At 61.6% G+C, this 16,693-nt stretch carries 18 protein-coding genes; 10 read left to right on the forward strand and 8 right to left on the reverse strand.

Annotated elements, in window-relative coordinates; genetic code table 11:
- The first annotated feature begins 79 nt into the window (after positions 1-79).
- Positions 80-766 (forward strand): Crp/Fnr family transcriptional regulator, encoded by a 687-nt coding sequence (locus V6607_RS01070; protein ID WP_003218134.1) that lies wholly within the window; start codon positions 80-82, stop codon positions 764-766.
- 38 nt (positions 767-804) lie between these two features.
- Positions 805-1,170, forward strand: coding sequence for a response regulator (locus tag V6607_RS01075; RefSeq protein ID WP_003218132.1), 366 nt, complete (start codon positions 805-807; stop codon positions 1,168-1,170).
- 145 nt (positions 1,171-1,315) lie between these two features.
- Here V6607_RS01075 and V6607_RS01080 read toward each other — a convergent pair whose 3' ends face one another.
- The gene (locus tag V6607_RS01080) at positions 1,316-2,320 is read right to left on the reverse strand and encodes an AraC family transcriptional regulator (RefSeq protein ID WP_003218131.1); all 1,005 of its coding nucleotides are present in this window, start codon (positions 2,318-2,320) and stop codon (positions 1,316-1,318) included.
- A 101-nt stretch (positions 2,321-2,421) separates the two neighbouring features.
- Between V6607_RS01080 and V6607_RS01085 the strand changes: the two genes are divergently transcribed.
- Positions 2,422-3,501, forward strand: coding sequence for a fatty acid desaturase (locus V6607_RS01085; RefSeq protein ID WP_102606285.1), 1,080 nt, complete (start codon positions 2,422-2,424; stop codon positions 3,499-3,501).
- Between the two features lie 38 nt (positions 3,502-3,539).
- Here the strand turns inward: V6607_RS01085 and V6607_RS01090 are convergent, their stop codons facing one another.
- The 7 genes from V6607_RS01090 to V6607_RS01120 form a co-directional block, all read right to left on the reverse strand.
- Positions 3,540-3,851, reverse strand: a complete 312-nt coding sequence (locus tag V6607_RS01090) for an antibiotic biosynthesis monooxygenase (protein ID WP_338742955.1) — start codon at positions 3,849-3,851, stop codon at positions 3,540-3,542.
- 91 nt (positions 3,852-3,942) lie between these two features.
- Positions 3,943-4,830 (reverse strand): glycine betaine ABC transporter substrate-binding protein, encoded by an 888-nt coding sequence (locus tag V6607_RS01095; RefSeq protein WP_134325531.1) that lies wholly within the window; start codon positions 4,828-4,830, stop codon positions 3,943-3,945.
- A 15-nt stretch (positions 4,831-4,845) separates the two neighbouring features.
- Positions 4,846-5,727, reverse strand: coding sequence for a LysR family transcriptional regulator (locus V6607_RS01100; RefSeq protein WP_008433706.1), 882 nt, complete (start codon positions 5,725-5,727; stop codon positions 4,846-4,848).
- Between the two features lie 12 nt (positions 5,728-5,739).
- Positions 5,740-6,912: an L-dopachrome tautomerase-related protein gene (locus V6607_RS01105; RefSeq protein ID WP_338742959.1), complete on the reverse strand. Its 1,173-nt coding sequence runs from the start codon at positions 6,910-6,912 to the stop codon at positions 5,740-5,742.
- Between the two features lie 129 nt (positions 6,913-7,041).
- A complete protein-coding gene (locus tag V6607_RS01110; RefSeq protein ID WP_003218124.1) occupies positions 7,042-7,974 on the reverse strand; it encodes a LysR family transcriptional regulator in 933 nt (310 codons plus the stop codon).
- Between the two features lie 74 nt (positions 7,975-8,048).
- Entirely contained in the window at positions 8,049-9,248 is a 1,200-nt protein-coding gene (locus V6607_RS01115; RefSeq protein WP_134325532.1) for a CynX/NimT family MFS transporter, read from the reverse strand.
- Complete coding sequence (locus V6607_RS01120) at positions 9,235-9,696, reverse strand: nucleoside deaminase (protein WP_134325533.1); 462 nt, start codon at positions 9,694-9,696, stop codon at positions 9,235-9,237. The genes V6607_RS01115 and V6607_RS01120 overlap by 14 nt, the downstream gene beginning before the upstream one ends.
- Before the next feature lie 105 nt (positions 9,697-9,801).
- On the opposite strand from V6607_RS01120, the gene V6607_RS01125 reads away from it, so the two are divergent.
- The 7 genes from V6607_RS01125 (at position 9,802) to V6607_RS01155 (ending at position 16,489) form a co-directional block, all read left to right on the forward strand.
- Positions 9,802-10,653 carry a LysR family transcriptional regulator gene (locus V6607_RS01125; RefSeq protein WP_134325534.1) on the forward strand — a complete coding sequence of 284 codons (852 nt, stop codon included), beginning with the start codon at positions 9,802-9,804 and terminating at the stop codon, positions 10,651-10,653.
- A 240-nt stretch (positions 10,654-10,893) separates the two neighbouring features.
- Complete coding sequence (locus V6607_RS01130) at positions 10,894-11,706, forward strand: energy transducer TonB (RefSeq protein WP_003218120.1); 813 nt, start codon at positions 10,894-10,896, stop codon at positions 11,704-11,706.
- Positions 11,707-11,756: 50 nt separating this feature from the next.
- Positions 11,757-12,482 carry a MotA/TolQ/ExbB proton channel family protein gene (locus tag V6607_RS01135; protein WP_085984637.1) on the forward strand — a complete coding sequence of 242 codons (726 nt, stop codon included), beginning with the start codon at positions 11,757-11,759 and terminating at the stop codon, positions 12,480-12,482.
- A 1-nt stretch (position 12,483) separates the two neighbouring features.
- A complete protein-coding gene (locus V6607_RS01140) occupies positions 12,484-12,885 on the forward strand; it encodes a biopolymer transporter ExbD (protein ID WP_003218118.1) in 402 nt (133 codons plus the stop codon).
- Positions 12,886-13,923: 1,038 nt separating this feature from the next.
- Entirely contained in the window at positions 13,924-14,505 is a 582-nt protein-coding gene (locus tag V6607_RS01145; protein WP_003211820.1) for an alpha/beta hydrolase, read from the forward strand.
- A 48-nt stretch (positions 14,506-14,553) separates the two neighbouring features.
- On the forward strand, positions 14,554-15,474 hold the full coding sequence (locus tag V6607_RS01150; RefSeq protein WP_003211821.1) for a sigma 54-interacting transcriptional regulator: 921 nt from the start codon (positions 14,554-14,556) through the stop codon (positions 15,472-15,474).
- A gap of 232 nt (positions 15,475-15,706) precedes the next feature.
- Positions 15,707-16,489, forward strand: coding sequence for a MetQ/NlpA family ABC transporter substrate-binding protein (locus tag V6607_RS01155; RefSeq protein WP_003211822.1), 783 nt, complete (start codon positions 15,707-15,709; stop codon positions 16,487-16,489).
- Positions 16,490-16,693: the final 204 nt, after the last annotated feature.

Consider the following 16,693-nt stretch of genomic DNA (forward strand, 5'->3'; position numbering starts at 1 on the left):
GTTCCTCCTGTAGGATGTTTGATCATGCCCTGTAGGCCCACGACACACTGTCAACTGGCCGACAATCTTCGGAGTTCGCATGGATGTAGAGAAATGGCACCCACGGCTGGCCACCGGTCACTGGTACAGCCATCTGCCTGCTGATCTACAGAATAGCTTGCTCGCCAGCGCCCGGTTGCGGCAGCTGACGGCGGGGCAATACCTGTTCAAGCGCGGCGATCCGCCGTGTGGGTTGTATGCGGTGCTGGAAGGTTCCCTGCGTATCAGCGCGGTGAACGAGCAGGGCAAGGAGGCAGTGTTGAGCCTGGCGGAGTTGCCATACTGGTTCGGCGAAATCTCATTGTTCGACGGGTTGCCCCGCACCCACGATGCCTGCGCCGTCGGGCCGTGTACGTTGCTGCAGGTACCGCAGCCGGCGTTGCTGCACATTCTTGAACAGACTCCGCGTTACTGGCGCGACATGGCCCTGTTGATGAGCCAGAAACTGCGCCTGACCTTTATCAATATCGAGCAATTGAGCCTGATGCCGGCGTCGGTGCGGGTGGCGCACCGCCTGCTGATGATCGCCGAGGGCTATGGCGACATCGAGCAGGCCCGGCAGGTGCTGCAACTGCCCCAGGAAGACTTGGCCGCGATGCTGAGCCTGTCGCGCCAGACCACCAATGCGTTGCTCAAGGACCTGCAAGGCCAGGGCATCGTGCGCCTGGGCTATGGCGAGATCGAAATCCTCGACCCGCAACGTTTGCGCGAGGCGGCGCATGCCTGAGGGTGGTAGCCTGCGTTCACGATTATTCGAGGTGTGTTATGCGCGTCCTGCTAGTGGAACACGAGTCAGAGGCGGCCGAGGCGATGGGCCGCAGTCTTGAAGAGGCCAGCTACACGGTGGAGGTGGCGGCCAATGGCATGGCGGCCCTGCGCTTTGTGGAAAGCACCGAATACGACCTGGTGATCCTGGATGTGATGCTGCCGGGGCTGAATGCCTGGAAGCTGCAGCAGGCGATCCGGTTGAAGGGTGAGACGCCGATGTTGTTTTTGACCACGCCGGACGGGATTGAAGATCGGCTGCGTGGGCTGGAATTGCATGAGGATGATTATTTGCTCAAGCCGTTTGAAGCCCGGGCGTTGGTGGCGCGGGTGAAGAAAGTGTTGCGGCGGGATCGCGGGCGCTGACTGCCACTGGCTTTTGTGGTGTTTGATCGACCGCTTTCGCGAGCAAGCCCGCTCCCACATTTGACCGAGTACATCCATTGGAATGCGGTCAAATGTGGGAGCGGGCTTGCTCGCGAAGAGGCCCTCACAGCCGCCGCAACTCCAGCTACCTCAACCCATCCCGAAACTGCCCCGGCGTCATCCCGGTCCAGCGCTTGAACGCCCGGTTGAAGCTGCTGGTATCGGCAAACCCCAGCAAATGACTGATCTCCGCCAGCGAACACTCGGGGTCCCGCAGATGCAGCAGCGCGAGGTTCTCCCGGCATTCGTTCAGCAGCGCATCAAACCGGCAGCCCTCATCCGCCAGATGCCGCTGCAAGCTGCGCAAGCTCAAATGCAACGCCTGGGCGATGCGCTCGGCGCTCGGCTCACCGTCAGGCAACTGCGCTTCGATGGCCGAACGCACCTTGCGTTCCCAGGTCAGCGGCCGCAGTTGCGCCAGGGTGCGCTTGAGCACGGTTTCATTGTGCTCGGCCAACTCGGGGTTGGCATCGTCCAGGTGGCTGTCAAAGTCCCGGGCCGCAAATTCCAGACGGTCTTCCTCGGCGGCAAAAAACACCGGCGCGCGAAATACCGTGTGCCACGGCTTGGGATCAGCCGGCTCGGGCCGCCGCAGGTACACCGCCAGCGGCGCGTACTCCCGGCCCAGGCGATTGCGGCAGGTGCGCACGTAAATCGCGGCGAACGCATCAATCGCCTCAAACGCGGGTGCGGGTGTACCGGCGGGCTGTTGCAGGCGAAAGCGGTAACGTTCGCCCTCACGGCTAAGCTCCAGGCTCAGGGCGTCGCTGACCACCTGGTGATAGCGCACGATCCGCTCGAACACTTCCCGCAGGCTGCCGCTGGCCACCAGCGCATAACCCAGCGCGTGAAAGGTGGTGGGGCTGACAAACCGCGACACCCGCAAGCCAATCGCCGGGTCGCCGCTGGCCTGTACCGCCAGTTCCCACAGGCGCGTGGTGGCCGATAGCGGGTAGCGCGCGTTCGGATCTTCCATCAACTGCGGGTCGAGCCCGGCCTGGGCGCACAGCGCGGCGCTGTCGAGGCCCAGGGCGTCGAGCTGCTTGCGCAGGGCGCGGGTCCAGCTGGCGAGAGAGGTCGGTTCGGTCATGTTGATTGGCGCTTGCGGTCAACAGGTTGGCGTGTGGGGCTAGCGTCCCGCCAGATCGCATAGGGCAGGATGTACGCATCAATAAGACAGAGGATGGAAGCATGGACGGTACTTCTGCAAGTCCCCGGCAGATGAACGCACAACAGCGTTCAGCGCATATCCGTGAAGTGGTGCTGGCCGAGGGGCTGTTATTGCGCCAGCGCCACCCCTGGCTGCTGCATCAGGATGCGTTGGGCGCGGGCATCCTGGCCTTTGCCCTGGTGGGCATGCTGGGTTCGGCGGCGCTGTATATCACCGGGCACATGGCGTGGTGGGTGTGCCTGCTGCTCAACGCATTCCTCGCGTCATTGACCCACGAACTGGAACACGACCTGATCCACAGCATGTACTTTCGCAAGCAGCGCCTGCCCCACAACCTGATGATGGGCCTGGTGTGGCTGGCGCGGCCCAGCACCATCAACCCTTGGGTACGACGCCATATCCACCTCAATCACCACAAGGTTTCCGGCAGCGAAACCGACATCGAAGAGCGCGCGATCACCAACGGTGAACCGTGGGGCCTGGCACGTTTGCTGATGGTCGGCGACAACATCATGTCGGCACTGATCCGGGTGCTGCGCGCACCATCCTGGAAGCACAAGCTGGGCATTCTCAAGCGCACGGCGCTGGTCTACGCACCGCTGGCGCTGCTGCATTGGGGCGCGTGGTATGTGTTCCTCGGCTTTCATGCCGCCAATGGCATCGCCAGCCTGCTGGGCGCGCCGATCGACTGGTCGGCCAACACGCTGGCGGTGATGCAAGTCATCGACATCGCCGCCGTGGTGATCATCGGCCCCAACGTGCTGCGTACCTTCTGCCTGCACTTTGTCAGCTCCAACATGCACTACTACGGCGACATCGAGCCGGGCAACGTGATCCAGCAAACCCAGGTACTCAACCCGTGGTGGCTGTGGCCGTTGCAAGCGTTCTGCTTCAACTTCGGCAGCACCCACGGGATTCACCATTTTGTGGTCAAGGAGCCGTTCTATATCCGTCAGATGACGGTGAAGGCGGCGCACAAGGTGATGGCTGAGATGGGCGTGCGCTTCAACGATTTTGGCACGTTTGCCCGGGCCAATCGGTTTGCGCGCCAGGAGGGACGGCTGAGCGAACTCAACCCGGTGGAAAGGACAGCGAGCTGAGCAAGCGTCCCGGTCACCCTGGGGTGACCGGGTGCGATTTACTGAATGGCCTGGTAGAAGTTCACCTGTGCTTCATCCAGGTACGCGAGGATTTTCGCCGGCAGGCGCTCGGTGGGTTTCGCCGGGCCGAAGGCTTTGTAGAGCGTTTCGAAATGCGCGTGCAGGTCCGCGACGCTTTCCCACTGTTCGTTGAGAAAGAACCGGTTGAGGTTCTCTTCATCCTTATGCCATTGATAGACCACGGCCTTGTCGTGCTGGTGGGTGAGCTTTTGTGAAACGGCCGCTACATCACGATAGAACTCGGCCTGTTTGCCTTCTTTGATGGTGCCGCTGAAAACCAGGTAGAGCATGTTGGAATCCTCGGTTTGGGGAGATTGCAGAACATCTGCATCGCCAAACTAGCCTCAGTGAGCAGGCGCTTGTAGCCAGCCCGCCGCGAATTCAGAATTCGTAAAAGGCCTCGTTGCCCAATCTGGCCAGGGGGGCGAGCCAGGCGCGCAGGGTGTCGGGATGCCTTGCCAGCCAATCGATCGCGGCGTCATCCGCGGATTGCCCGCCACGGTTGAGCGCATCATCGAGTTCGGCAACGATGAGGTTGGAGAGGCGGATATTGTCCAGTACCTGGATCTCGGCAGCCGTGAGTAATACCAAGCGATCCTCGCGCGCCAGCAGCACCGCTCTATCAACACTGCCGAGTAATCCCTTGGGGTCTTTCAGGTCGCGAATTCGATAACGGTGGTGCAGGAACTGAGGATGCCACAGCGGCACGATGCCCCAGCGCCGCTGCTGATACAGAGCCTCGAACGCCTTAATACAGTCGTCCTGGCTGCCCGTGCGGAACCGATATCCGGCGTCGTTCAACCCGTATTCGTCCATGATTTTCAGCGAGAAGCGGGTAATGCCCGCACCCGGGCCGATCCCCTGGATCAGCGGGTTCATCCGGGCCCGGACGTCGGGCTTGAGCAGGTCCTCGATGGATTCCACGTCATGCTCGCTGACATAGTCCGGCACTCCCCACAAGGCATAAGGCTGATAGTGCAGGCCCAGTTCGCGAGTGGGCGTCACTGCCTCCACCGCTTGCTTGTACAGCCCGTGGCTGAAAGGAATCCAGGCGGAGACCAGCATGTCGACCGAGCCTTTGCGCAACTGCTCGAAGTTTTCCTCGTGCAGGGCATAGTGGCGCTCAACGGTCAGGCCCATGCGTTGCAACACCAGCGCTACCACCGCAGCGGTAACCCGATGGAAAGACAAGTCTGTCACCCCTAGTCGAACGACGCGTGGACCGCTCGCGAGATTTGTTTTGACTGCAGCTTGGTGAGTCACCGTCATGATTTTTTCCCTATGCTAAAAATCGCCCTGGAACTCGGCGATCATGAACTCGACGAAAGCCCGAGCCTTGGATGAGATCAACCGCGCGCTGGGGTAGATCGCCCAGATATCCCGGGTTTGCTCCAGGACACAGGACGGCATGATTTCCACCAATGCGCCGCTTTCCAGTGAGGGCCTGACGTTCCACTGTGAAACAGAGACGATGCCGAGCCCACCCTCCGCGGCAAGCCGTGCGCTTTCGCCGCAATTGACTCTGAGCGAACCACTGATTGCCGTGACTTTGTGTGACTGGGCACCCACGAAACGCCAATGGTCCTCGTCGCCCAGCAGGATGCAGGAATGATTGACCAGCTCCGCAGGTGAAGTCGGTTCGCCATGCGCCTGGAGGTAGGCGGGTGCCGCACACAGGATGCGTCGGTCGCAGCCGAGCTTGCGCGCCACCAGGGATGAGTCCTTCAGGGCGGCGATGCGGATTGCCACATCAATCCCGATCTCGGTCAGGTCCTGCATTTGATCGGACAGTATCAGGTCGATCTTCAGCTTCGGGTTGGCGTGCAGGAACCGGGTAATGGCCGGCATCAGGCACATCCGCGCGAAGGACCCGGGGGCGGATACTCTTAACACCCGTTTGGCCACGTCCTTGCCTTTCACCGCGACCAGATAGGCCTCGTCCACGGCTGCCAGCACCCGGATTGCATGGGGCAGAAACAGCGCACCGTCTTCGGTCAGGCTGACCTGGCGAGTGGTGCGATGCAGCAGGCGCATGCCCAGGTATTCTTCAAGCTTCGCCAGTTTGTGGCTGGCCACCGAGGGCGCGAGTCCCAGCTCCCTGCCGGCTGCGGTGATATTGCCCAGCTCTGTTGATCGCATGAACAGGTTCAACGCATCAATATTCATGCTTCGGCGCCGCTAGTGTGTGGGCGCCGGCGCGGCATCGATCTTCACGCGCAGCAGGCTGTAGGGTTTCTGGCGCAAGTCTTTGCCTGCGTGAAAGATGCTTTGGCGGTGCAGCTGATTGGCGATGAAGTACAGGTAGCCATCAGGACCGATTGACAGTGTGTCGGGCCAGAGCACACGCGGATCATGGACGATGGTCTGCCATTGCCCGTTCGCCAGCCGTTTGCGCACGCTGTTGTTTTCGTAGTCGCCGGCATACACGGCCCCCGAGGCGTCGGCTTCAAGCCCGTCCGAGGCGCCTTTTTCCCCGAGGCCTTTGACCGCCATTTCGAGCCGTGCTTCGCTGACTGTCTCGTCACGCAGCAGTGCCGTGGGGATGGCGTACAGGTGCCGACTCGACAGCGGGCAGAAATACAAGGTCTGTCCATCAGCCGACAGGGCGATGCCGTCCGAAGCCACGGCAAAAGGCTGGGTGCCGCCTTTGGCATCCCGCACTTTCAGGACCTGGCCTTCGACCGTGGGTACGAAGTTCGGGTCGACCGAGGTCGAGGGTGCACCACTGAGCCGGCGTATGGCCGTGCCACTGGCGATGTCCATGACGATGATCGCGCCCGGGCCGGTAAGTGAAGAGTCGGTGATATAGATCACGCCTTGGTCACCCACGCGAAAATCAAAGCGCATGTCGTTGACGTAGGTGCCGGGCAGCATGACGTTTTTCGGGAATACGAGGGTCTTGACCACCTTGTTGGTGGCGAGCTCAACTGCGACGAGCTTGGCACCACCTGGCTGTGGAGGCGAGAAGCCAGGCGCCGCGGTGTCCAGTATCCAGAGGCGTCCGCGCCCGTCGGCCACCACGCTTTGTACGCTGATAAACCCTTTGGCCGGGTCTTTGGGGTTGGCCTGATTTATCGCCTGGTCAGGGTAGGGTACGACTTTGCCGTCGCGCAATTCTGCGACGGTAAACGGCACCTCGTCGCCCCAGCGAGGAAAGTTGACAAAGATGCGTCCGGTCTCGGTAACGCTCACGCCGGTGGGCATGGCATCGTGGAAGGCGTGCACCTGCTCGATGGCGCCAACGCTCTGATCGGCGGGCAGGTTCGCCGGCATGGAAGCCTGGGCGGCGGTGCCGGTGAGGGCCGCTGCCAAGGCAAGGGCAGTCCAACTGATTGGGTATTTCAAGTACATGGCAGGGCTCCAGGTTTTTCTGTTCTGGAGCCAATGGTGTCGGTTCCCGGCAGGCGAAAAAACCCGCTGATTGCCGATAACAGTTTCATTGAAATCAAGAGAATGGGCTGTCGCGCGCAAGCCTGGTTTTTAATTGCGGGCGAGCAAGCTTGCTTCAGCAGAGGGGGTATCCACGGTGATCAGGGTTTCGATCATCGCCTTCGCCGCCGGCGACAAGCGAAACCCGGTACGGCTGATGATCCCGCAGCGGTTGTTCAAACTGTCGAGGCTGTGAGGCACGTTGCGCCAGTGCAACACCGTCAGTGCGCCACGGGCAAAGTCTTCGGCAAACGCATCCTCGGCACCCAGGCCAATCGCGTTGGACTGGTGCACGATGGCTGCCAGCGCCGCAAACTGCTCCAGTTCGATAGCGGGAGAAAAGTCGACACGCCCGCTCAGGTTGGCCAGTAGCTTGCGTACCCCGGGAGCGATCAGCGGTGTGGCCAGCGGGTAGTCAAACAAGTCGTTGGTCGAGAGGCTGTCCTTGGCCAGTAACGGGTGCCCGGCGCGGCAGAAAAATACATTGCGCCGGGGTGTCAGGGCCTGGGTCTGGAAATTCGGATCGGCCTCGAAGTGGCGCACATCGGCGATGAAGAATTCGATCTCTTCGCGACTCAAACTGCGTCCGAGTTTTTCCCAGTTATCCACATGCAAACCGCTGCGTACTCGTGGATGAGCGCCGACAAACCGTGCGATCGCTCCAGGCACCAGGTTCACCGCCGCCACGGCATCGCAGCCAAAGCGCAATTCGCCGGCGTCGAGCTTGGTCATGCGGGTGACTTCGTGGCTCAGCCGCGCCGCGCCCTGAACGAGCGACAAGGCATGTTGCAACACCACCTGGCCCTCGGGAGTGGGGCGCAGGTCTTTGTGGGCGCGGTCCACCAGCACACAGCCAAACTCCTGTTCCAGGCTTTGGATGCTGCGGCTGAACGCCGGCTGGGTAATGCCCATGGCGTCGGCGGCGCGCACAAAACTGCGGTACTCATTCAGAGCAATGAAGTAGCGCAGTTGGCGAAGGTCCATGGAGTTTTCCGGCGTCCTGAAGGAAACCGCGATTCTAATCGCCTCGCTTATTCCGCAAAAGAATGTTCATTGTTTTATCTAGATTCAAATTGCATATCCATAGAGCCTGTGCGGTAGGTGCCCGGGCTGAATACCCGGGTGAGTATCAGCATCGCCACCACCGTCAGCGTCAGCACCATCCAGGCGCTTACGAAACTGCCAGTCAATTCCCGCAGCCAGCCGGTCAGCCACGGTGATACGGCGTTGATCAAAAAGCCCACGCCCTGGACGAACGCCGCCAGTTGGCCGGCCTCCCGAGGGTCGCGGCGGTGATCCAGGGTCAACAACAGGCTCAGGGCGAAACACGCTCCCAGGCCGAAACCGATCAACGCCACCCACACGTGGGGGAATTCCAGCGGCGCCGTCAGCAGGCCGATATAGCCCACGGTCTGGGCCAGCAGGCTGATGCTCAGTAACGGTCGACGATCAATACCGCGTTGCGCCAGTGCGGGCATCAACAGCGCGGCGATTACCTGGAAGATCGTCATGAACGCCAGCAGCGAACCACTGGGCAGTACGCCCCAACCCAACTGCTGATAGTAGGCCGGCAGCCACGCGACCATGCTCATGTAGCCGCAATTCACCAGGCCGAAATACAGCGCCAGCAACCACGCCCGACGGTTGCGCAGGCCCTGGAACGGCGCCGTCACCTGCGGGTTTTTCGCCGCACCCAATGGCAGCCACGCCCACAACAATAGTGCGCCCAGGGCCGGTAGCAGCCAGATCCCGAGCCCCGCCTGCCACTGCTGGAAATGCCCCGCCACCAACGGGCTGAGCAGCGCGGCCAAGCCACCGCCGCCCATCAGCGAAGCCGAGTAAACCCCCATGGCCAACGGCACGCGCTGGTGAAACTGGCGCTTGATCATCGCCGGCACCAGCGCCTGGATCAGCGCCACACCCGCACCGCCGAACAATGCCGTGGCCAGCAGCGCCGGCGCCTGGCCAAACAGCCAGCGCGCGAGGCACGCCAGCAGAATCATCATCAAGCCCAGGGCGATTCCGCGACGCTCCCCCAGCTTCGCCTCCAGGCGCACACCTACCAGCGCCACCAGGCCCATGCAGATCACCGGCAGGCTGGTGAGCAGGGCGCTGCTCTGGAAACTCAGGCCGGTGGCCAGACGGATTTCCCCCAGCAACGGGCTGATGGAACTGAGGATCGGTCGCAGGTTCAGGCCCAGCACCACCAGCAAACCCCAACCGGCGAGCTTGCCGGCGAATGAATTATTCAGCGTCATGCAGGGCCTGCCACTCGCGGTAAAGGGCTTGCATCGCTGCCTGCGGCAGGTGCTGCACGGGCAATTTTTGCTCCGCCAGCGGCAGCGCCAGTTGCTGGTAGATCGCTGCTGTGGACAAACCAAAGGGCGCCGCCACGTCGTTGCTGGCAGCGAACACCACACGGGATATGCCGCACAGGTGCATCGCACTCAGGCACATCGGGCAGGGCTGGCCGCTGGCGTAGATCACACAACCGTCGAGGCGCGGGCCGAGTTGTTGGCTGGCGGCGCGGATGGCGAGCATCTCGGCGTGGGCGGTGGGGTCCTGGCTCAAGTGGATTTCGTTGACCGCTTCCACCAGCACCTCGCCGTCGCGCACCAGCACGGCACCAAACGGGCGGCCACCGGCGGCTACGTTGGCCTTGGCCAGTTGCACGGCGTGATGCAGATGCTGTTGATCGTCAGTCATGGAAAACCCCTCGTGCGCAATGAGGCGTGAAGTATGGGTAGCCGCAGGGGTATTCTGAAATTAAATATAACCATGCCAATCAGTGGCAAATGGAATGGTGAGCCCATGTTCGATCCTGTGTTGTTGCGCAGCTTTGTTGCCGTCGTCGATTGCGGCAATTTCACCCGCGCGGCCGAGCGGCTGCACTTGACCCAGTCCACGGTCAGCCAACAGATCCGCCGCCTGGAAGATGCACTGGGCAGCCAGGTACTCGACCGGGATCAGCGCCGCGTGGTGGCCACGGTGGAGGGTGAGCGGTTGCTGGCGTATGCGCGGCGCATCCTGGCGCTGCACGAAGAGGCGGCCGACGTGCTGATCAATCAGCAGAGCGATGGCGTGTTGCGCCTGGCGGTGCCCGAGGATTTTGCGGCCGAGCGCCTGATGCCGCTGCTGTCGGCGTTTGTGCAGGCTTATCCCCGGGTGCGCCTGGAGGTCACCAGCGGCTTGGGGCCGGAATTGTTGCGGGATTATCGCGGCGGTGAATTCGACGTGCTGCTGGTCAAGCAAATGGGTGACAGCGATGACTGCCTGGTGTCCTGGCCGGAGCCGTTGTGTTGGGTCGACAGCCGCAGTTCGGCGTCCCTGGGACGTGATCCGCTGCCGTTGGTGGCGTTTCCCGCTGGCGGCCTGTACCGCAATGAAATGCTGCATCACCTGGAGGTGGGCGGCTGGCGCTGGCGCATCGGTTATTCCAGCGCCAGCTTGGCCAGCGTGTGTTCGGCGGTGGCGGCGGGACTGGGGATCAGCCTGTTGCCGGTGCGGGTGGTGCAGCCCGGGCACGTGGTGTTGGGCGCGAACAGCGGTTTGCCTGCGGTGCAGGGCGTGCGGCTGGCGCTGTATGGCCGTAACGGCCTTGGTGCGGCCGGGCAGGCGTTGCTACGCCAATTGCAGGATTTGTGTGCCGGTAATCCACGCTGAGCCATGCCTTCAGTGAATATTTTGTATGCCTCAAAAGCATTGAGATTTTCCCCCTCGGCGCCAGGCCGCGCAGGACGTGGCTTCGGCGTATCCGGATGTTTCGGTTATTCAATTTAGATCTATCTATAACTTTAAAGATTACTTTAAGAGATAAGCGTCTGCCCCCGATGATTCAGCCCTCGACGGCCGCCAAGGCAGGCCCGTCGGTTTTTTTGCTTAAGACCGCAGGGGAGTTAATCAATGGGCAATGTCCAGACCGCCGCCAGTGCACAAGAGGCGCAGTGGCGCCACGCACCGGGTGGTGAGTTGGTCGACCTTGGCCGGCCGCATCGCGCGCCGTTGGGGCAGTTGCGTACGCAGAAAACCCCGAAGGGTGTGTTGAGTCGGCGTGAAGCGATCCTGTTGGGGATTCTCGCGCTGGCCTTGCATGGCGCGGTGATCTATTGGGTCAGCCAGAAGCCAACCCCGGTGCTGCCGATTGTGCCGCCGGAAATCCCGCCGATGACGATCGAATTTTCCCAGCCGGCTCCGCCGGTTGTGGAGCCGCCGCCGCCTGTACCGCCACCGCCGCCGCCACCGGTTGTCGAGCCACCGCCGCCGGTGGTTGATGAATTGGCCGCCAAGCCGGCGCCGAAAAAGATTCCGAAACCCAAGCCGGTGCCGAAGCCTGTGCCCAAGCCCGCACCGAAACCGGTAGCCGAGCAGCCGCCCGCGCCGCCTGTACCCGCGCCACCGGCTCCAGCACCGCCGGCACCGCCTGCGCCCGCGCCGGTCACACCGGCCTCGGCCAACGCCGCGTACCTGAAGAACCCGGCGCCGGAATACCCGTCACTGGCCCAGCGCCGGGGTTGGGAAGGCACGGTGCTGTTGCGGGTGCATGTATTGGCCACCGGCAAGCCGGGTGAGATCCAGATTCAGAAAAGCAGTGGTCGCCAGCAACTCGACGAAGCCGCACTGGCTGCCGTGAAGCGCTGGAGTTTTGTACCGGCCAAGCAGGGTGATGTGGCCCAGGACGGCTGGGTCAGCGTACCGATCGATTTCAAGATTCATTAATTATTGGATGCGGTGTGTTGGACACATCGCGACCTGCACAGAGGGAAAACATCATGGCATTAGCATCTCCAACTGAATCCATCGAAAGCGCTGTGATCTGGCTGCTGGTGGTCTTTTCGGTCGCTACCTGGGGCCTGGCCCTGCTCAAGGGCGTCCAGTTCGGCCGCCTCAAGTCCCAGGATCGCAAGTTCCACAAACAGTTCTGGGCGGCATCCAGCCTGGACTCGGCCGCTGAGTTGGCCGAAACCAAACCCGGCGCCGCCGCTCGTGTGGCCCAGGCCGGTTACGCCGCGATCCAGGTGGGTGAGGCGCCACACGCTGCTGACTTGAGCCAGGCGATCAACCATCAGGACCGTCTTGAACGCGCTTTGCGCCAACAGATCGTGCGTGAGCGTCGCTCCCTGGAGACCGGCCTGGCCGTGGTTGCGAGTATCGGCAGCACCTCGCCGTTTATCGGTCTGTTCGGCACTGTGTGGGGGATCATGGAAGCCTTGAAAGGCATCAGCGCCGCCGGTTCCGCCAGCCTCGAAACCGTGGCCGGGCCGATCGGTGCGGCACTGGTTGCCACGGGTGTGGGTATTGCCGTCGCGGTGCCGGCGGTGCTGGTCTACAACTACTTCCTGCGTCGCCTGAAGCTCACGGCTGCTGACCTGGACGACTTCGCCCACGACTTCTACAGCCTGGCGCAGAAGAACTCCTTCCGCGTGCTGCTGCACCCGACGCTGAGCAAGGCCGGTGCCCAGGGTGGCGCGCAAAAAGTGAAGGAGGCGTCCTGAGATGGCCTTCTCCACGCAAGACAGTGATGAGGTGCTGAGCGAGATCAACGTTACGCCGCTGGTGGACGTGATGCTGGTGCTGCTGGTGGTGTTTATCGTCACGGCGCCGTTGTTGACCAATGCGATTCCGATCAACTTGCCCAAGACCGAGGCCGTGGCCCCGGTGGAGCAGAAGGACCCGCTGGTGGTGAGCATTGATGCGGCCGGCAAACTGTTTATCAACAAGGATGAAATCCAGCCGGATTTGCTGGAATTCAACTTGCAGTCGGCCAAGGCCAAGGACCCGGATGTGCGGGTGCAACTGCAGGCTGATGATGGAGTGAACTACGGCGAAGTGGCGCGAGCCATGGCGTCGATCGAGCGGGCGGGGATTACCAAGCTTTCGGTGATTACTGCACGTTAGTTTCAAATGCCTCGACAATTTTTTTGGCCGTCTCCTTGGCAGGGTGCGGCCTTTTTTTTGGGCTGTGGTTTTGGGGGGCTGGGTACATATCCGTTATTTAGGTAACGGCGGCTTATGGTTCCGCTCTTACAGCGGGTCACTTTTGGCAAACGCCCCAAAAGTAACCAAAAGGTCTTTGCCCCACCACTCGGTGCCTCGCCCAGGCTCGGCATGCCCGCACTCCGGCCCGCTTCCGCGGGCCGCCGCGACGGGCCATCCATGGCCCGGCGCGGCTAAACCGGCGTCCTGCCGGTTTACCCGCTCCACCGTGCCTACTTGCGGCCATCGTGGTTAACGGGGCCCGCAGATCAAAATCAAAAGCAGATCAAAAGCAGAGCACAGCGGCCTACCGGCCGGCTTGAGTGTTAAAAGCAAAGGCAAGATCCAGAGCGAAAGCCAAATCTGAAGCGGTTGCAGATCTGCTTTTCTGTGGGAGCTGGCTTGCCTGCGATGCAGACACCTAGGGTTTTCAGATACACCGAGGCGATGCCATCGCAGGCAAGCCAGCTCCCACATTTGACCGTGCCCGCTTTAGATTTGATTTTGCTTCACCACACTCAAGCCGGCCGGTAGGCCGCTGTGCTCTTGCTTTTGATCTTGATCTTAGGCGCCCCGTTAAACCACGCTGGCCGAACGCAGGCTTTGGAGCGTGGGTAACCCGGCAGGACGCCGGGTTAGCCGCGCTGGGCCAAGGATGGCCCATCGCGGCGGCCCACGGTCCAAAGCCGGAGTGAGGGCACACCGAGCCTAGGCGAGGTGCCGAGTGGTGGGGCAAGAGCGTTTTGCTTACTTTTGCGCTCTTCAAAAGTGAGCCGCTGTAAGAGCGGAACCAATAGCGGCCATAACCGAAGAAACGGATATGTACCCCCATCCCCCTAAACCCCCCATCACTCTCAACAAACATTTTGGTTATTAATAAATAGCTTCTTATTCCTTAACGAACATATACCCCGTGCCTATACTGACCCACAACGTTAAACGCTGCAGGAGGGCACACCCATGCACAGCGAGTCGATTCGTTATCTGATCGTGCCGGGCTGGCAAGGATCGCCAGAAGATCATTGGCAAAGTCATTGGCAGAACAGCCTGCCCAACAGCGCGCGCGTGGAGCAGGCCGACTGGCTCACCCCACGCCGCGAAGACTGGGTGGCAGCCCTGGCCGAAGCCATCGCCGCCGACAGCACCCCGGTGATTCTGATCGCCCACAGCCTGGGCTGCATCACCGTCGCCCATTGGGCGGCCACCGCACCGGTGCAATTCCTGCGTCAGGTACGCGGCGCCCTGCTGGTGGCCCCGGCCGATGTCGAACGCCCTGCCTGCGCACCCGCCCTGCGTAACTTTGCGCCAATCCCCAGCCACCTGTTGCCCTTCCCAAGCCAGGTCGTCAGCTCCGACAACGACAGCGCCGTCAGCGCCACCCGCGCCTTGGAACTGGCACGTAACTGGGGCGCCGAAGCGGGAATTCTCGCGGGCGCCGGGCACATCAACGTGAAGTCCGGCCATCAACGCTGGGAACAGGGTTTCGCCTACCTCTATCGCCTGCAAAATCGCCTGGAACATCACTCCCGGCGCCGTGCATAAAATTTTTTAAACGCCCCTTCCCCTTCGTGGATGGGGCGGGAGCCTGCCATGAGCCTGCATGAAACCTTCGGTCAGCCCCTGCTGACCTTCCCCGACGCCGAAAAAAGCCCCCTGAGCATTCGTGCCAAGGCGCTGGTGTTTGTCGACCCGCGTTCGCGGCAACTGCGCGAAGACCTCGAAAACCTCGCCCCCCGCGCCTTGCCCGTGTTGATCCGCGGCGAAACCGGCAGCGGCAAGGAGTTGCTCGCCCGGCATATACACCGTGGCAGCGACCGCACCGGCCTGTTTGTCTCGGTGAATTGCGGCGCCATCAGCCCGACATACGCCGACGCCGAACTGTTCGGCTACGCCGCAGGCAGCCACAGCGGCGCAGCCAGCAGCCGCGCTGGCTGGTTTGGCTCGGCCAACGGCGGCACGTTGTACCTGGATGAAATCGGCGACTTGCCGCTGCCAATCCAGGTCAAGCTGCTGGCGGCGCTGGAAAACCACGAAGTCACTCGCGTCGGCGCCCATCAGCCAAGCCCGGTGGATGTGCGGCTGGTGGCGGCCACCAGCATCGACCTCGCCCAGGCCGTGGCGGCCGGCAAGTTTCATGAGCGCCTGTTCCATTACCTCAGCGAAGGCCAACTGGAGCTGCCCGCACTGCGCGAGCGGGTGGGCGACATCCTGTCACTGGCCGAATATTTCCTCGGCATCTACAGCCAGCGCCTCGACCTGCCGGTGCCGCTGATCAGCGACGAAGCCCAGCGCGTGCTGGAGCATCACAGCTGGCCGGGCAACACCCGGGAGTTGGAGAACGTGATTCACTTTGCCTTGCTGGTCAGCAGTGGCGACGAGATTCTGCCTGAGCATTTGAACCTGCCCGTGGCGGGTTCGCCTGTGGAGCAGGTGCGGCGAATTCTTGGCCACGCCAGCGCCGCCGAGGTTGAAGCCCTGAAAAGCTATCTGAAAGAACACGCTGTTTTGTAGGAGCCCGGCTTGCCGGCGATGGCGTCCTCAGGAGCATCGCAAGGCTCAAGACCGCCATCGCCGGTAAGCCGGGCTCCTGCATGAACAAAATGGAATATCAAAGTGAATAAAAAGTATTGTTCTGGAATAAAAAACCTCGGTATTGTCCGCTCCACGCCGCGATAGCACTTCGCTGGCATCCACTAAAAAAGCGGCCGTCCCAGACGACCCGGATTTTCGATAAGGACACTGCATGAAAAAGGTTCTGTTGTTTACCGCACTGGCGGCTGCCCTGACTGCAAGCTTCGCCCAGGCCAACGAGAAACTGGTGGTAGCCGCTACCCCGATCCCGCACGCCGAGATCCTTGAGCTGGTCAAGCCGACCCTGGCCAAAGAAGGCGTGGACCTGGAAATCAAAGTCTTCACCGACTACGTACAACCGAACGTACAGGTGGCCGAGAAGCGTCTGGACGCCAACTACTTCCAGACCCTGCCGTACCTGGAAAACTTCAACAAGGGTAAAGGCACCAACCTGGTCACCGTGGTCGGTGTGCACGTTGAACCCTTCGGCGGCTACTCGAAAAAAATCAAAAACATCTCTGAGCTCAAAGATGGCGCCACCGTGGCCATCCCGAACGAAGGCAGCAACTCCGGCCGTGCCCTGCTGCTGCTGCAAAAGGCTGGCGTGATCACCCTGAAAGACCCGACCAACGCCCTGGCCACGCCGAAAGACATCGCCAGCAACCCGAAACACCTGAAATTCAAAGAGCTGGAATCGGCGCTGCTGCCACGCGTCCTGGACCAGGTTGACCTGGACCTGATCAACACCAACTACGCCCTGGAAGCCGGCCTGAACCCGGCCAAGGACGCGTTGATCATCGAAGACGCCAAGTCGCCGTACGTGAACTTCCTGGTTGCCCGCCCGGACAACAAGGACAGCGACGCGATCCAGAAGCTGGCCAAAGCCCTGACCAGCCCTGAAGTGAAAGCTTTCATCGAGAAGAAATACAACGGCGCGGTCGTGCCGGCGTTCTGATCGAACCCAAAAACCTCCTTCAAGGTTTAAACGCCGACGGCTTCTACAGCGTCGGCGTTTTTTATGGCTGGAACACAATCGAAATGTGGGAGCGAGCAAGCCCGCTCCCACATTTGGGACTGTGTCAGCTCAGATATTTCGACTGTTAATGGCCCTGCGCAGTGCCACCAGCCACTTCACCAGTTCCTGCGGATCAATCGGTTT

Origin of the sequence: Pseudomonas sp. KK18 (assembly GCF_037094675.1) — a bacterium.
GTDB lineage: Bacteria > Pseudomonadota > Gammaproteobacteria > Pseudomonadales > Pseudomonadaceae > Aquipseudomonas.

Coding starts and splice junctions, on each gene's coding strand:
- V6607_RS01070 (WP_003218134.1), top strand. CDS start 80: ATGGATGTAGAGAAATGGCACCCACGGCTGGCCACCGGTCACTGGTAC.
- V6607_RS01075 (WP_003218132.1), top strand. CDS start 805: ATGCGCGTCCTGCTAGTGGAACACGAGTCAGAGGCGGCCGAGGCGATG.
- V6607_RS01080 (WP_003218131.1), bottom strand. CDS start 2,320: ATGACCGAACCGACCTCTCTCGCCAGCTGGACCCGCGCCCTGCGCAAG.
- V6607_RS01085 (WP_102606285.1), top strand. CDS start 2,422: ATGGACGGTACTTCTGCAAGTCCCCGGCAGATGAACGCACAACAGCGT.
- V6607_RS01090 (WP_338742955.1), bottom strand. CDS start 3,851: ATGCTCTACCTGGTTTTCAGCGGCACCATCAAAGAAGGCAAACAGGCC.
- V6607_RS01095 (WP_134325531.1), bottom strand. CDS start 4,830: ATGACGGTGACTCACCAAGCTGCAGTCAAAACAAATCTCGCGAGCGGT.
- V6607_RS01100 (WP_008433706.1), bottom strand. CDS start 5,727: ATGAATATTGATGCGTTGAACCTGTTCATGCGATCAACAGAGCTGGGC.
- V6607_RS01105 (WP_338742959.1), bottom strand. CDS start 6,912: ATGTACTTGAAATACCCAATCAGTTGGACTGCCCTTGCCTTGGCAGCG.
- V6607_RS01110 (WP_003218124.1), bottom strand. CDS start 7,974: ATGGACCTTCGCCAACTGCGCTACTTCATTGCTCTGAATGAGTACCGC.
- V6607_RS01115 (WP_134325532.1), bottom strand. CDS start 9,248: ATGACGCTGAATAATTCATTCGCCGGCAAGCTCGCCGGTTGGGGTTTG.
- V6607_RS01120 (WP_134325533.1), bottom strand. CDS start 9,696: ATGACTGACGATCAACAGCATCTGCATCACGCCGTGCAACTGGCCAAG.
- V6607_RS01125 (WP_134325534.1), top strand. CDS start 9,802: ATGTTCGATCCTGTGTTGTTGCGCAGCTTTGTTGCCGTCGTCGATTGC.
- V6607_RS01130 (WP_003218120.1), top strand. CDS start 10,894: ATGGGCAATGTCCAGACCGCCGCCAGTGCACAAGAGGCGCAGTGGCGC.
- V6607_RS01140 (WP_003218118.1), top strand. CDS start 12,484: ATGGCCTTCTCCACGCAAGACAGTGATGAGGTGCTGAGCGAGATCAAC.
- V6607_RS01145 (WP_003211820.1), top strand. CDS start 13,924: ATGCACAGCGAGTCGATTCGTTATCTGATCGTGCCGGGCTGGCAAGGA.
- V6607_RS01150 (WP_003211821.1), top strand. CDS start 14,554: ATGAGCCTGCATGAAACCTTCGGTCAGCCCCTGCTGACCTTCCCCGAC.
- V6607_RS01155 (WP_003211822.1), top strand. CDS start 15,707: ATGAAAAAGGTTCTGTTGTTTACCGCACTGGCGGCTGCCCTGACTGCA.